General features: G+C 59.6%; 14 protein-coding genes. 6 read left to right on the top strand and 8 right to left on the bottom strand.

Annotated features, from left to right (window positions below; translation table 11 throughout):
- Nucleotides 1-3 precede the first annotated feature (3 nt).
- Both ansA and sppA read right to left on the bottom strand, forming a co-directional pair.
- Entirely contained in the window at nt 4-1,020 is a 1,017-nt protein-coding gene (gene ansA, locus SK51_RS17680) for an asparaginase (RefSeq protein ID WP_023305945.1), read from the bottom strand.
- Between the two features lie 62 nt (nt 1,021-1,082).
- On the bottom strand, nt 1,083-2,939 hold the full coding sequence (gene sppA / locus SK51_RS17675; RefSeq protein WP_023299888.1) for a signal peptide peptidase SppA: 1,857 nt from the start codon (nt 2,937-2,939) through the stop codon (nt 1,083-1,085).
- A gap of 167 nt (nt 2,940-3,106) precedes the next feature.
- Here sppA and SK51_RS17670 point away from each other — a divergent pair, with 167 nt between their 5' ends.
- The 3 genes from SK51_RS17670 (at nt 3,107) to SK51_RS17660 (ending at nt 6,745) form a co-directional block, all read left to right on the top strand.
- Complete coding sequence (locus SK51_RS17670; RefSeq protein ID WP_022647795.1) at nt 3,107-3,658, top strand: NAD(P)H nitroreductase; 552 nt, start codon at nt 3,107-3,109, stop codon at nt 3,656-3,658.
- A gap of 116 nt (nt 3,659-3,774) precedes the next feature.
- Nucleotides 3,775-4,818 carry a selenide, water dikinase SelD gene (gene selD, locus SK51_RS17665; protein WP_022647796.1) on the top strand — a complete coding sequence of 348 codons (1,044 nt, stop codon included), beginning with the start codon at nt 3,775-3,777 and terminating at the stop codon, nt 4,816-4,818.
- Nucleotides 4,819-4,822: 4 nt separating this feature from the next.
- Nucleotides 4,823-6,745 (top strand): DNA topoisomerase III, encoded by a 1,923-nt coding sequence (locus SK51_RS17660; RefSeq protein WP_023305946.1) that lies wholly within the window; start codon nt 4,823-4,825, stop codon nt 6,743-6,745.
- Between the two features lie 114 nt (nt 6,746-6,859).
- Here the strand turns inward: SK51_RS17660 and gdhA are convergent, their stop codons facing one another.
- Nucleotides 6,860-8,203: an NADP-specific glutamate dehydrogenase gene (gene gdhA, locus SK51_RS17655; protein WP_023305947.1), complete on the bottom strand. Its 1,344-nt coding sequence runs from the start codon at nt 8,201-8,203 to the stop codon at nt 6,860-6,862.
- A gap of 225 nt (nt 8,204-8,428) precedes the next feature.
- On the opposite strand from gdhA, the gene SK51_RS17650 reads away from it, so the two are divergent.
- A complete protein-coding gene (locus SK51_RS17650) occupies nt 8,429-8,701 on the top strand; it encodes a YnjH family protein (RefSeq protein WP_022647799.1) in 273 nt (90 codons plus the stop codon).
- On the opposite strand, the gene SK51_RS17645 is transcribed toward SK51_RS17650, so the two are convergent.
- Nucleotides 8,661-9,077, bottom strand: a complete 417-nt coding sequence (locus tag SK51_RS17645) for a pyrimidine (deoxy)nucleoside triphosphate diphosphatase (RefSeq protein ID WP_032676321.1) — start codon at nt 9,075-9,077, stop codon at nt 8,661-8,663. The genes SK51_RS17650 and SK51_RS17645 overlap by 41 nt on opposite strands.
- A 75-nt stretch (nt 9,078-9,152) precedes the next feature.
- Here SK51_RS17645 and SK51_RS17640 point away from each other — a divergent pair, with 75 nt between their 5' ends.
- Together SK51_RS17640 and SK51_RS17635 are read left to right on the top strand one after the other, a co-directional pair.
- Complete coding sequence (locus tag SK51_RS17640) at nt 9,153-9,725, top strand: carboxymuconolactone decarboxylase family protein (protein WP_023299893.1); 573 nt, start codon at nt 9,153-9,155, stop codon at nt 9,723-9,725.
- The gene (locus tag SK51_RS17635) at nt 9,715-10,332 is read left to right on the top strand and encodes a CDP-alcohol phosphatidyltransferase family protein (RefSeq protein ID WP_023305949.1); all 618 of its coding nucleotides are present in this window, start codon (nt 9,715-9,717) and stop codon (nt 10,330-10,332) included. Before SK51_RS17640 ends, SK51_RS17635 begins: the two co-directional genes overlap by 11 nt.
- Here the strand turns inward: SK51_RS17635 and SK51_RS17630 are convergent.
- The 4 genes from SK51_RS17630 to SK51_RS17615 form a co-directional block, all read right to left on the bottom strand.
- Nucleotides 10,329-11,636, bottom strand: a complete 1,308-nt coding sequence (locus tag SK51_RS17630; protein ID WP_022647803.1) for a sulfurtransferase — start codon at nt 11,634-11,636, stop codon at nt 10,329-10,331. The two genes, SK51_RS17635 and SK51_RS17630, sit on opposite strands and share 4 nt — an antisense overlap.
- Before the next feature lie 73 nt (nt 11,637-11,709).
- On the bottom strand, nt 11,710-12,330 hold the full coding sequence (locus SK51_RS17625; protein WP_023305950.1) for an ATP-binding cassette domain-containing protein: 621 nt from the start codon (nt 12,328-12,330) through the stop codon (nt 11,710-11,712).
- On the bottom strand, nt 12,330-13,859 hold the full coding sequence (locus SK51_RS17620; protein WP_023305951.1) for an ABC transporter permease family protein: 1,530 nt from the start codon (nt 13,857-13,859) through the stop codon (nt 12,330-12,332). The genes SK51_RS17625 and SK51_RS17620 overlap by 1 nt, the downstream gene beginning before the upstream one ends.
- Entirely contained in the window at nt 13,832-15,001 is a 1,170-nt protein-coding gene (locus tag SK51_RS17615; RefSeq protein ID WP_023305952.1) for an ABC transporter substrate-binding protein, read from the bottom strand. The genes SK51_RS17620 and SK51_RS17615 overlap by 28 nt, the downstream gene beginning before the upstream one ends.
- Nucleotide 15,002: the final 1 nt, after the last annotated feature.

Raw genomic sequence — 15,002 nt, 5'->3', positions numbered from 1 at the left:
TCCTTATTCGTCCGGCGTCAGTTCACCGCGCAGGTTTTGCATCATGGCGCGGCGAATGGAATCAATATCCAGATCCTGACTCAGTAAATAGTGAAGTTTAGTCAGCGTTGCCTCAACGGTCATATCGAAACCACTGATCACGCCAGCGTGCGCCAGGGCGTTGCCGGTGGCGTAGCCGCCCATATTGACCTTACCGGACATACACTGAGTGAGGTTCACCACCACAATCCCGCGATCGCTCGCCTCCTGAAGCTCTTTCAGGAACTCACCGTTCTGCGGGGCGTTACCCACACCATAGGAGCGCAGGATCAGCGCCTTCACCGGCTGGCGCAGGAAGTTGCGCACCACGTCGGCGGAAATACCCGGATAAATCGTCACCACGCCAATCGGCTGCGGGGTGATCGGGTGAACGATCAGCTCGCCTGCAGTATTTGGCGCGGGCGGCGTGCCCAGACGACGGATATGGATCCCCGCTTCCAGCAGCGGTTGCAGGTTAGGTGAGGCAAACGCGTCAAAGCCGTCAGCGTGCGCTTTAGTGGTACGGTTCCCGCGGTACAGTCGGTTGTTGAAGAACAGCGTTACCTCGTTGATCGGGTAATTAGCGGCCACGTACAGGGAGTTAAGCAGGTTGATCTGCCCGTCTGAACGCAGTTCCGCCAGCGGGATCTGCGAACCGGTCACGATGACGGGCTTGCCCAGGTTCTCCAGCATGAAGGAGAGCGCCGAGGCGGTGAACGCCATGGTGTCGGTGCCGTGCAGTATCACGAAGCCGTCGTACTGGTCGTAATGGGCTTTAATATCGTCCGCAATATGCTGCCAGTCTTCCGGCGTCATGTCGGAGGAGTCCATCAGCGGCTCATATTCGTGGATGGTAAAGTCCGGCATTTCCGGACGGTGGAATTCAGGCATCAGCGCCAGCTGGCGCTGCAAGTGGCCAGAAACCGGGATATAGCCATTTTCTGAGCGCTGCATACCGATGGTACCGCCGGTATAGGCGACATATATTGATTTCTTCTGCATGGTAATGAGTTCTTGTTCTTCAAAAGAAAAAATCCCCTCTTCACGGGAAGAGGGGACGGTTTTTAACGCACGTTCGCACAGGTCAGGCAAAACGCGTAACGGCTTTGCGGATCGTTGAAAGTCGCGAGCTTATCGCTCTCCGCTTTCATGGCTTTAGCCGCCGTCGCCACCGGCGCCGGCAGATACGCCTGAAGCGCTTCCGGCAGCATGGCGCGGACGGAGCCGGACATGCTGTCCATGACCATATCGAAGAACGTCGGTTCGTCCTGATAATAGTCAACGTGCCACTGCTTGAGCTTCGCCAGTTCCGCCGCTTTCTTCACGGCATCGTCGAAGTCACCCAGGCTGTCTACCAGACCGTTGCTCTTCGCATCCTGGCCGGTCCAGACGTGGCCCTGCGCGATCTGGTCAATCTGGTCTGGCGTCTTTTTACGGGAATCCGCCACCAGCGTGATGAAGCGCTTATAGCCACTCTCAATGCTGAGCTGCATCATCTCGGACACCTCAGGCGGCAGAGATTTAGTCACGGACACATCCGCCAGCGGCGAGGTGGAAACGCCGTCGGTATGAACGCCGAGATAATCCAGGCTGTTCTCTACGGTGTTGATCACGCCGAAGATGCCAATCGAGCCGGTCAGCGTGCTTGGGTTAGCCACAATGTAGTTGGCTGGCGTCGAGATCCAGTACCCCCCTGAAGCCGCCATGCCCCCCATCGAGACCACGACCGGCTTGCCCGCGGCACGCGCGGCGGCCAGCTCAGCACGGATCACCTCGGAGGCGCTGACGCTGCCGCCAGGGCTGTTCACCCGCAGGACAATCGCCTTCACTTTCGGATCCAGACGCGCATCGCGGATCTGCGACGCGGTGGTGTCCCCGCCGACGTTCCCCGGCGTTTCTTCACCGTCCATAATGGCCCCGTTAGCAAACACCACGGCGATGCTGTCACCGCTGTCATCCGGCTTTTTCGCGGCGTAGTCATACATGCTGATGGCGCTGTAGTTCTTGTCCTCTTTACTCCAGCCGAACTGTTTGGTCAGCGCTTTTTCGATTTCAGCGCTGGAACCCAGCCGATCGACCAGTTTGTTATCAAGCGCGTATTTCGCTGTATCGCCGTCCACTTTGCGCAGGCCCTCCAGCACACCGCGCGCGCCCGGGAAGACCTGCTCAGCGGTCATTTGACGGTTAGCGGCAATGGTGCCGAGATAGTTCTGCCACAGCTCGCCAATCCAGCGGCTGTCCGCTTCACGGGCGGCAGGGGACATATCATCACGGATAAACGGCTCCACGGCAGATTTATAGGTCCCGACGCGGAAGACGTGGGTAGTGACCTTCAGCTTGTCGAGCAGCGATTTGTAGTACAGACCATTTGTGGCGAAGCCATGCAGATCGACCGTGCCCTGCGGAGAGAGCCAGATTTTGTTAGCAAAGCTCGCCAGATAATATTGCCCCTGGGTGTAGCTGTCGCCGACGGCAATGACCGGTTTACCGCTGTCGCGGAATTCCCGCAGCGCTTTCCCGATGTACTGCATCGAAGGCTGATCGGCTCCGGCAAAATCTTTCAGATCCAGCACGATACCGGTAATGTTGCGATCGTCTTTGGCCTGACGGATCGTGTCGACGATATCAAACAGGGAGTTTTCCTGCAGGCGGTCTGAAGTCGCGCCGAACAGCTGGCGGCCAATCACGCCCAGACGGTTGCTGGTCGATGGCTTATCAACAATCACACCGGTGATATCGAGGAGCAGTGCGCCGCGCGTCGAATTCTGCGCCTGGCTGGCGCTGCTGAGATGCATCCAGATACCTGCGCATACCAGGACCAGGAAGATGAAGAAGATATTCATCACCAGGTTGCGGACGAAGTTGAGCAGTCGCCACGTCCATTTAAAGAAACCGGCAAAGATTCGCCAAAGGGTTCGCATGTATTCTCCCTAACCAGAAAAGGACTGTTTCCGTCGCCACAGGACGGTAATGTGCGGTTATCGTAATGACCCAACCGCCACTTGTCAGCAGGAATCGCCTGCCACGCTGTAACAAATTCTGCTGTCGTGTTAATTTTGTGAGTAAATTTCACGAAAGGAGTTAACCAATGGACGCACTTGAACTGCTTGTTAACCGTCGTAGCGCTTCCCGCCTGGCCGACCCGGCCCCCGTCGGCGAACAGCTGGAAAACATTCTGCGTGCCGGAATGCGTGCGCCGGACCATGGCACATTGCAGCCGTGGCACTTCTTTATTATTGAAGGCGAAGGGCGCGACCGCTTCAGCCAGCTGCTGGAGCAGGGGGCGGTTGCCGCAGGCCAGGATGAGAAGGGGATTGATAAAGCCCGCAACGCGCCGTTCCGTGCGCCGATGATCATCGCGGTAGTCGCTAAATGCCAGGCCGACCATAAAGTGCCGGTCTGGGAGCAGGAGATGTCTGCCGGTTGCGCGGTAATGGCAATGCAGATGGCCGCCGTCGCGCAGGGCTTTAACGGCATCTGGCGTACCGGGCCGCTGACCGGGAGCGCCGCCGTGCGGGAAGGCTTCTCCTGCGGTGAACACGATAAAATTGTCGGCTTCCTCTATCTCGGCACCCCGCAGCTTAAAGCCTCCAGCACCATTAGCGTGCCGGACACCACGCCTTTCGTCAGCCGTTTTTAATTACACGCGCTAAACTGTCTGGATTCTGAGCATCCGCCGCAGAATTCAGACAGTCATACTTACCTCTTTATGGAATGAGCGCTACCATAGCGCGATTGAGATGACAGGAGACGTCCATGAGCGAGCAAACTATTCGTTTAACGCAATACAGCCACGGAGCCGGTTGCGGTTGTAAAATTTCCCCGAAAGTGCTGGAGACCATCCTGCACAGTGAACAGGCGAAGTTTGTCGACCCGAACCTGCTTGTCGGTAACGAAACGCGTGACGATGCAGCGGTTTATGACTTAGGTAACGGCACCAGCATTATCAGCACCACTGACTTCTTTATGCCGATTGTCGACAACCCGTTCGACTTCGGACGCATTGCGGCCACCAACGCCATCAGCGATATCTTCGCGATGGGCGGTAAGCCGATTATGGCGATCGCCATTCTGGGCTGGCCGATTAACACCCTCCCGCCGGAGATTGCCCGCGATGTCATCGAAGGCGGACGCTTTGCCTGCCAGCAGGCGGGTATTGCCCTGGCCGGTGGTCACTCTATCGATGCGCCGGAGCCGATCTTCGGCCTGGCCGTCACCGGCGTGGTGCCGACCGAACGCGTGAAGCGCAACAGCACCGCGCAGGCGGGCTGCAAGCTGTTCCTCACCAAGCCGCTGGGCATTGGCGTACTGACAACCGCCGAGAAAAAATCCCTGCTGAAGCCCGAGCATATTGGTCTGGCAACGGAAGTGATGTGCCAGATGAACCTTGCCGGTGCGGCATTCGCCAGTATCGACGGCGTGAAGGCCATGACCGACGTGACCGGCTTTGGTCTGCTGGGACACCTCTCTGAAGTCTGTCAGGGCGCGGGCGTGCAGGCGCAGGTCTGGTATCAGGATGTGCCGAAGCTGCCGGGCGTGGAAGAGTACATTGCTCAGGGCGCCGTTCCGGGCGGGACGCAGCGCAACTTCGCCAGCTACGGCCATTTAATGGGCGAAATGCCGGAAGCGTGGCGCAATCTGCTGTGCGATCCGCAAACCTCCGGCGGCCTGCTGCTGGCGGTGACGCCGGAAGCAGAAGCTGACGTTCAGGCAACGGCGGCCGAGTTTGGCATCACCCTGACGGCCATTGGCGAGCTGGTGACCGCCCGCGGTGGCCGCCCGATGATTGAGATCCGTTAATTCGATGCGGTTGTTTATTGCCGAAAAGCCGAGTCTGGCGCGAGCCATCGCCGACGTGCTGCCCAAGCCGCATCGCAAAGGTGATGGCTTTATCGAATGCGGTAACGGGCAGGTGGTCACCTGGTGTATCGGTCACCTGCTTGAACAGGCGCAGCCGGATGTCTACGACAACCGCTACGCCCGCTGGAACCTCAACGATCTGCCGATCGTGCCGGAAAAGTGGCGTCTGCAACCGCGTCCTTCCGTCACCAAACAGCTCAACGTCATTAAGCGTTTCCTGCATGAGGCGACGGAAGTGGTCCACGCGGGTGACCCGGACAGGGAAGGGCAACTGCTTGTCGACGAAGTGCTCGACTACCTGGAGTTGGCACCGGAAAAGCGCCAGCAGGTGCAGCGCTGTTTAATTAACGACCTCAACCCGCAGGCGGTGGAGCGCGCGATTTCGCGCCTGCGCGCCAACAGCGAATTTATTCCCCTGTGTGTCTCCGCGCTGGCGCGTGCGCGTGCCGACTGGCTGTACGGGATCAACATGACCCGCGCCTACACCATCCTGGGACGCAATGCGGGCTATCAGGGCGTACTCTCTGTTGGGCGTGTTCAAACCCCGGTGCTGGGACTGGTGGTGCGTCGCGACGAAGAGATCGAAAATTTCGTCGCCAAAGACTTCTTCGAAGTCAAAGCGCATATCGTCACGCCGAAAGACGAACGCTTTACCGCCGTCTGGCAGCCGAGCGATGCCTGTGAGTCATATCAGGACGAAGAGGGACGGCTGCTGCATCGTCCGCTGGCGGAGCACGTGGTTAACCGCATTACCGGCCAGCCCGCGATCGTTACCAGCTATAACGACAAACGGGAATCAGAGCCCGCACCGCTGCCGTTCTCCCTTTCGGCGTTGCAGATCGAGGCCGCGAAAAAGTTTGGCCTGAGCGCGCAGAACGTGCTCGATATCTGCCAGAAGCTCTATGAAACCCACAAGCTGATCACCTATCCGCGTTCGGACAGCCGCTATCTGCCGGAGGAACACTTCGCCGGACGCCACTCGGTGATGAATGCCATTGGTGTCCATGCGCCGGATCTGTTGCCGCAGCCGGCGGTAAACCCGGATACCCATAACCGCTGCTGGGACGATAAAAAAGTCGATGCCCACCACGCGATAATCCCGACGGCGCGCACCAGCAACGTCAACCTGAACGACAACGAAGCAAAGGTCTATAACCTGATCGCGCGTCAGTATCTGATGCAGTTCTGCCCGGACGCGGTTTTCCGCAAGTGCGTTATTGAGCTGGAAATTGCCAAAGGCAAATTTATCGCCAAAGCGCGTTTCCTCGCGGAAGCGGGCTGGCGCACGCTGCTCGGCAACAAAGAGCGTGACGAAGAGAACGACGGCACGCCGCTGCCGGTCGTAGCCAAAGGCGATGAACTGCTGTGCGAAAAAGGCGAAGTGGTTGAACGTCAGACCCAGCCGCCGCGCCACTTCACCGATGCGACGCTGCTTTCGGCCATGACCGGGATCGCCCGTTTTGTGCAGGATAAAGATCTGAAGAAGATCCTCCGCGCCACCGACGGTCTGGGTACGGAAGCAACCCGCGCGGGGATTATCGAGTTGCTGTTTAAGCGTGGTTTTCTCGAGAAAAAAGGGCGCTATATTCATTCGACAGAGCCGGGCCGGGCACTGATTCACTCCTTGCCAGAGCTGGCCGCCAGACCGGACATGACCGCGCACTGGGAGTCGGTGCTGACGCAGATCAGCGAAAAGCAGTGCCGTTACCAGGACTTTATGCAGCCGTTGGTGGGGACGCTTTATCAGCTGATTGATCAGGCGCGCAGTACGCCAGTGAAGCGATTCCGGGGGATGGTTGCCCCGGGTGGCGGGGCGAAGAAACCGTTCAAAAAGAAAAAAAGCGCAGCCAAAAATACCACCGCTTAAACCGTAGGCCGGGTAAGGCGAAGCCGCCACCCAGCAAAAAGCAGCTCTGCGGCCTGAAAAAAGCCCGGTGGCGATAACGCTTACCGGGCCTGCAAGGGCGAGAATGCAGCGAAACTAAATCACACCCTGCCCGATCATCGCATCGGCCACCTTCACGAACCCGGCGATGTTGGCGCCGCGCACGTAGTTGGTCTGTGAAGCCTCACCGCCGTACTCCACGCAGGCATGGTGAATATCAAGCATAATGTGGTGCAGACGGGCATCCACTTTCTCCGCCTTCCAGCCCATTCTCGCGGCGTTTTGTGCCATTTCCAGACCGGATGTTGCCACCCCGCCCGCGTTCGCCGCCTTGCCTGGCGCAAAGAGTACGCCCGCGTCCAGGAACAGATCGGTCGCTTCAATGGTGGTGGGCATATTTGCCCCTTCCGCTACCGCCTTCACGCCATTGCTAATCAGCGTCCGGGCGGCATCCACGTCCAGCTCGTTTTGCGTCGCGCACGGCAGGGCGATATCCACCGGCACACCCCACGGCTGTTTACCTTCCAGATAGGTCAGGCTAAACTCTCGGGCATAATCCGCCACGCGGCCGTCACGGCTGGCTTTGATTTCGCACAGACGCGCCAGTTTTTCTGCCGTGAAGCCAGCTTCATCCACCACGGTGCCGCTGGAGTCGGAGGCGGTCACTACGCGCGCGCCAAACGCCATCGCTTTCTCGATAGCGTACTGCGCCACGTTGCCGGAGCCGGAGACCGCCACGCGCATCCCCTCGAAGCTCAGCCCGTGACGCTTAAGCATCGCTTCAGTGAAATAGACCAGACCGTAACCCGTCGCTTCCGGACGAATCAGGCTGCCGCCAAACGACAGACCTTTGCCGGTAAAGACGCAGGCGCTGTTGTTGGAGAGCTTTTTCATCATCCCGGCCATAAAGCCCACTTCACGACCACCCACGCCGATATCCCCGGCAGGAACGTCGGTGTCCGGCCCAAGGTGGCGATAGAGCTCAGTGACCAGCGCCTGGCAGAAGCGCATCACTTCGCCTTCGCTCTTGCCTTTCGGATCGAAATCACTCCCGCCTTTACCGCCGCCCATCGGCAGGGTAGTGAGCGCATTTTTAAAGGTCTGCTCGAAGCCGAGGAATTTCAGAATCGACAGGTTCACCGAGGGATGGAAGCGCATCCCGCCCTTAAACGGCCCAATGGCGGAGTTAAACTGCACGCGCCACGCGCGGTTGACCTGTACCTGATTGCGATCGTCCACCCACGCCACGCGGAACTGGATGACGCGCTCTGGCTCCACCAGACGTTCAAGCAGCGCCATCTGGCGGTAGCGCGGATTTTCCTCAAGGAAGGGCCACAGGGTGGTCATGACTTCACGAACGGCCTGGGCAAACTCGCTTTGGTGCGGGTCGCGCTGCTGAACATGGGCAAGAAAGCTTTCCAGAGAGCGTGTCTGATCCATAGATATAAGAACCTCTTATAATAATTTGTGCGTGTGGCGGAGATGTTTTGTGTCGTTTTTTTGACTATACCACCCGCACCGCTTTGAGAGGCAAGCAGAAATTTAGGCCGAAAGGGAAATTAATGACAAGCCGCGCGTCATAACCAAAAGCGATGACGAGATAAATTAAAGATCCCGTCAGGATCTACCGTTATAGATATAAACGATGCAAAGGAAATTAAGTCTATGAACCGTTTCGCAATGGCCGCGTTATGTTTGATGGTGTCCGCCGGGGCACAGGCTGATCGCATTCGCCCGGATGTCGAAGTTAACGTGCCGCCAGAGGTTTTTAGCGCTGGCGGACAGCGTGCGCAGCCGTGTAATCAGTGCTGTATCTATCAGGATCAAAACTATTCCGAAGGCGCAGTGGTCAGGGCGGATGGCGTGCTGTTGCAGTGCCAGCGTGATGAGCGCACCCTCAGTACAAACCCGCTGGTCTGGCGTCGCGTAAAAGAATAAACGCTTCCAGAAGCGGTATATCCGCCGGGGCTAAATCATACGTGAACGCGTCTTCTGGCGTGCACCACACCAGCGCCGAGTGGTAGTGCGCCTTCAGCTCGCCGCTAAATTCCGGTACGTGCCAGGCGTGGAGGTGGATCAGCCGCTGCGACACTTCCCGCTGGTGGCTTGCCACATACCGCGCGGGCACGGCTTCAATGCCGAGCTCTTCGCGTAGTTCGCGGATCAGCGCTTCCTGCTGGGTCTCAGCGGCTTCAACCTTTCCGCCCGCAAATTCCCACATTCCTGGCTGATCGGCATGTTCGGGACGCTGCGCCAGCAAGATCTTGCCCTCTTTTTCGAGGATGGCCGCAACAACATCGAGTGTTTTCAGCATGTTCGTCAATAATTAATAGCGAAAAACGACATATTATCGTGCCCTGCCAAAGAGTCCAGTCATCAGGAGAATCAGGTGAAAGAGACAGCCGCCTGGGTTGCGCCCATGGAAACCCTTCCCGTCAGCCTCAAGCCCATTGCTGCCATGCAGAAAAAACACTTCGGCGCGGTGCTGAACCCCACGCGCTGGTGGGGGCGTATGCCGCGTCTTTTCTGGCTGGTAGCGCTATTTGTCGGCTATCTGGAGCGGCGCAAGGCGCGTTTGACGCCGGTTCTGCGTTCGTTACTAATGACGCGGGTCTCGCAGATCTGCCACTGCGCATTTTGTATTGATGCCAACAGCCTGCGTCTGGCCGAGCGGAGCGGGGCGCTGGATAAAGTGCAGGCCGTCAACGACTGGCAAAATTCCACCCTGTTCAGCGAAGAGGAGCGCGCGGCGCTGGCCTATGCGGAAGCGGTCACCGCCACGCCGCCTCAGGTGGATGAAAATATCAAAAACCAGCTGAAGCGCCACTTTAGCGAAGAGACTATCACCGAAATGACGGCTCTGATTGCCTTTCAGAACCTTTCCGCCCGCTTTAACGCCGCGCTGGATATCCCGGCTCAGGGCCTGTGTGCCACGTTTAAAGGTAAACCGCATGCTGGATAAACATCTGCATCCACGGCTGAAGCCCGGGTTAAATCAGCTGGCCGCCGCGCTGGATAAACCGTTTATTACGCCTGATGGGTTAACGCTCGCCGGGTTTGCGATTGGCGTACTGGCGTTACCGTTTCTGGCGCTGGGCTGGTATCTGCCAGCGCTGGTCGCCATTGTGCTGAACCGGCTGCTGGATGGTCTGGACGGTGCGCTGGCGCGTCGCCGTGGCCTGACGGACGCGGGAGGATTTCTTGATATCGCCCTCGACTTCCTGTTTTACGCGCTGGTACCGTTTGGCTTCGCGCTGGCCGCTCCGGCTGACAATGCGATCGCCGCCGCCTGGCTGCTGTTCGCGTTTATGGGGACGGGCAGCAGTTTCCTGGCCTTTGCCGCGCTGGCGGGGAAGCATAATATCGTCAACCCCGGCTACGCGCACAAGTCGCTTTATTACATTGGAGGATTAACGGAAGGAACGGAGACCATCGCGCTGTTTGTGCTGTGCTGCCTGTTTCCGGCACACTTCACGCTGTTCGCCTGGGCGTTTGGCGCGTTGTGCTGGCTGACCACCACAACGCGCATCTGGAGCGGTTACGTGACGCTGAAGTCACTCCCCCGCTAGCGTGTACTCTCCGGGCCGCGCGCGCCGGTGGAGACCGGGTTCTGCGGATGGCTGCTCCATTCGTACCAGCCGCCGTCGTAGACGGCAACGTTTTGCCAGCCCATGGCGCGGGCGTACATGAAGGCTTCAGACGCGCGCCAGCCGGTACCACAGTAGAACGCAACGTGCTGCTCCGGCAGGATATTCCACGTCTTCCACATGGCGGCAATATCATCGGCGCTGCGCATGGTGCCATCCGGATTGTGGAAATCTTCCATGTGGGTCGCGTCGCTACCCGCATGGCCCCAGCGCGCACCGGCAATGTCACCTTTTGGCTTGATATAACTGTAGCCGCTGGTTTCACCGATAAACTCTGGCCAGGAACGAATGCTCACCAGTGAGGCGTCCTGACGGTGCAGCATTCCCCGGGCCTGTTCCATATCCACCATCAGCCGGGGCTGGCCTGGGATCGGCGCGCCAAAATCAGGGGCTGGCTTCACGTTCTCAGGCGTTCCGCGCTCAACGGGCAGGCTGGCGTCTGACCATGCCTTCCAGCCGCCGTCCAGAATTCGCACATCCTTCACGCCCGCGTAGAGCATGATCTGCGCCACGCGCGCGGCGGCATATACGTCGCGACCGTACAGAATGACGGTGGTATCGTGACGGATCCCGTGCTTCGCCAACATCGCTTTCAACTTTTCGTCAGCGACCTTATTCCACAGCGGTTCGCTTTCCACTTCATTGGTGTCGATGTAGCCCGCGCCGGGAATGTGGCTCAGGAGATAAAGCTTCGGCGCACCCCAGCCAGCCTCGATCACCTTCCACTCTCCGGCTGGTGCGGCGGTAACGGGTTTGCCCTGCTGCAACAGGTGGATCCACTGCGGATAAACCAGCTGTTCAAAATGTGCCAGACGTTGCAAACGGTCGGATTGTTGCAGGGCATCGCTCAGGATGGAAACGTGGGTAAAACCCGCTTTTTCCAGCCGCGTTTTGACGGTCTGGTTGTCATCATCGTTGCCATAGAGCGCAACCGGCATGTCGGGCGTAATCCGATGCTGTTTTGCCCAGCCGCTGAGCTGTTCATCGCTCATTGCCCCAAGCCAGCCTGCAGAGAGATTAAGCGCGGCGGGTTCATGCCCGGACGTTCCGCGCAGCGCCTGCGGCCAGCCGTTATAGAACGCACTGATGCGCGTATCAATTACCGCGCCGTTTTGCGCCTGGAGCTGGTCCAGCGTGAGGGAGTGGGGCATATCAGCCGCCATGGAGGAGAGTGAGGCGAGGCCGCAGATCAGAGCCAGCGCGGTCAGTTGAGAAACACGTTTCATCGAAAAACCTGACGTCATTAAAAGAGGGTGGCATTGTCGTCTCTCCTGAAGCCAAAAACATTGCGTTAGCACATTATTGCCAGCGAGAAATCTCAATCACCTCTCCGCCTGGCGGGATATCTTCCTCATCATGCGTGACCAGCACCATCGGGATCTTGCGCTGGCGAGTGGTTTCGAATACCCACGCCCGGAATGAGGCGCGGAGCGTTTTATCCAGTCGGCTGAACGGTTCGTCGAGCAGCAATGCCTGCGGCTGGGCGAGAAGGGCGCGCAGCAGGCTGACCCGGGCGCGCTCGCCGCCGGAAAGGGTCGCCGGATCGCTGACATAGTGGTTTGCCAGCCCGGCAGATTCAAGAGCCTGCTCTACCGCGTCGCGCCGCGCGCGTCCGGCAATGTGCGCCGGCAACGCCAGCATCAGGTTTTGCCCCACGCTGAAGGCGTCAAACAGCAGGGCGTCCTGAAACAGAATGCCGATCCCGCGCGTTTCCACGGGGAGCAGATCGCAGCGTCGATCGTTCAGCCACAGCTCGCCGTGCGCCTTAAAATCAGTGGATAGCGCCCCCACCATCCAGGCAAACAGAGTCGATTTCCCGCTCCCGGAGGGTCCCATCAGCGTGAGAATCTCCCCTGCCGGGACGCGGAAGTTAACCTCACGTAACAGAGGCGCAATGGTGAGATTTTTCACGTTCAGCATTAACGTAATCCTTGTCTGTGACGGCCCACGAACCGGGCGAGCAGCGCGGCAAGGGCAAATACGCTGCTGGTCAACAGCAACAGACCCAGCGCCCGGCTGGCGAGGATCGGAACGCTGCCGCCGCTGCTGAGGGCGACCGCCTCCGTCGTCAGAGTAGTAAAACGACCCGCTCCCAGCCAGAGGGTGGGCATGTACTGGGCCATGCTCACGGAAAAGCCGGTCGCAAAGGCCAGCAGGGCCGGACGAACCATCAGGGGACATTTCACTAACCAGAAAATTTTCGCCTGTCGCCAGCCCAGCGTTCTGGCGGTGAGGATAAGCCGGGGATCGAGCCTGCGCCAGGCCGGTTGCAGCACCAGGAGCATCCACGGGAGAACCCAGAGCATATGGCTCCAGAGCACCGCAGCGTACTGGCCGTCGATGCCCAGCCACAGCGCCACGGCATACTGCCCGGACACGAGGGGCAGCGCCGGGAGGGCAAGCGGCAGCCAGATCCACACCGCGCCACGCTGGGGTCCCCACTCAAGCCAGAGCATGAGGATGGCCAGCGCTGTCAGGCTGGACAGCAGTCCCAGTGAAAGGCTGTCGCTGACGGGGCCGATGTCGTCCCGGCGTGCCAGCATCAGCAGAACCAGCGCACAGAGCACGCCGCACAACGGCAGTAACCCGCCCAGCGTCCGTGCGGGCAACGCGGTATGCGAAGCGCGACGTACCCCCGAGACGTCAGGCTGGGCGCGCCGCCAAGCCGTCCAGAGGCCGTATCCCACCGCGGCAAGTGCGGCCAGCAGCAGGAGCAACACCAGACACAGCAACGTTCCTTTTGTCTGCTGCTGCGCATCGCCCTGGGTGAGCCACTGCCAGGCCAGCACCGCCAGCGTAGGTGGGTTGCCCGGCCCGAGCACGATCGCCACATCCACCACGGAAAGCGACCAGGCGAGCACCGCCAGCATCACGGCGCCCAGCGCGGGGGCGATAGCCGGGAGGACGAGCCAGTTAAGCGCCTGCATTCGTCCGTAGCCGAAGGTATGGAGGACAATTTTCTGCTGTGCGAGGCGCTTTTCAGGCAGCGCGGCGTAGATTGCCCACAGAACGAACGCGCTCTCTTTGACCGCAAGCGTCAGGCCAAGCCCGATACCGTAGCGGTCAAGCTGCGGCGAACAGACTGTACAGATCCGGTAAAACTGACCGCCTTCCGCAAACAACAGCAGCGCGCTGGTGGCGAAGGCGACGTGCGGCACGGCCAACAGCCACGGCAGACGGGTGCTCAGGCGCTGCCAGCCATCACCCGGCCAAAGAAGCGCAAGCAGGCTCAGGGCGATAAACAGTGAACCCAGCGTCGCGATGAGGGTTGACACCAGCGTAGCGGCCAGCGCCTGCGGCAGCTGCGGGTCGGCAAACAGCGCCGCCCAGTTATTGAGAGAAAACGCCGGGGCCAGCAGCATGCCGCTGGCGGGAAGCAGTGGCAGATAGATGACCGCCATTGCCGCCCATACCAGCCCGCTTAGCGGGTTCCGTAGCGGCGAAGCCATTCCTGCTCCAGGGCGTTAACCCAGGCGGCGTGCGGTTCGGGAAGCACATCAGGCGTGCCTGAAGGGGTAAAGGCATGAAGCTGTTTTGCCGCTTTCGCAGGTAGTTTGGCACCATCCAGCACGCTCGGGTCACCCCAGACGGCAGGATCGGCTTTGCGGATCTGCGCCTGCGGTGACAGCAGGAAATTTGCCACCACTTTCGCCCCTGCGCTCGCACTGGCATTTGCCGGGATAGCGACAAAATGGACGTTGCCGATCATGCCTTTGAGAAAGCCGAAACTGTAGCTGTCGGCAGGCAGTTCACCGCTCGCCACCTTTTGCATCGCATGAGCGGGGTTAAAGGTGAGCGACAGGTTCAGGCTGCCGCTGGCCAGCAGCGTATCCATGCGCGCAGGCGATGGCGGAAAATCGTTCCCTTCGCGCCACAGCAGGGGATGCAGCGTATCAAGATAGTCCCACAGCGGCGCGGTGATCTCTGCAAAGGTGCCGTCCGGCGCGTTTTTTAACGCCTCCGGATGGGCGGTCAATGCCAGCAGAAGCTGTTCAAGAAACGCCGTGCCGGTAAAATCCGGCGGTCGCGGATAGCTCACCTTGCCAGGGTGCTGCTGAGCGTAAGCCAGCAGCGCGTGGGGATCTGCCGGAGGCGTCGGCATACTCGCTTTACGGGCGATGAAGGTTAACTGCGCGCCGCCCCATGGGGATTCCGCCCCATCGGTCGGGATGGCAAAATCTTCCGTGACCGGTTTACGGGTATCGACGTAACGCCAGTTGGGCAGGGTTTGCGCCCAGCCGGTGAGCAGCAGGTTTGCCTCCTTCAGCGTGCGGAAGTTTTCCCCGTTTACCCAGAGTAGATCCACCGACCCGTTACTGCTGCGTCCTGCGGCCTGTTCCGTCTGGATCCGCTTCACCGCATCGGCGGCATCGGCCAGATGAACGATCTTCAGGCTAATGGCGTAGTGCGTTTTCATCTCGCCGCTCACCCAGTCGAGGTAGCGGTTAACGGCCTCGTCACCGCCCCAGGCGTTAAACCAGACGGTCTGCCCGGTGGCCTGTTGCTGAATGGATTGCCAGCTTTCTGCGGCGAAGGCAGAGGTTGCCAGCAGCAGACTCGTCAGAAACGCGCAAAAACGCACCCGGCGCATA

Source organism: Enterobacter sp. MGH85, assembly GCF_001037655.1.
Taxonomy (GTDB): domain Bacteria; phylum Pseudomonadota; class Gammaproteobacteria; order Enterobacterales; family Enterobacteriaceae; genus Enterobacter; species Enterobacter intestinihominis.
Note: the sequence above shows the minus strand (reverse complement) of the source record. Positions and strands in the feature narration are given on the sequence as shown.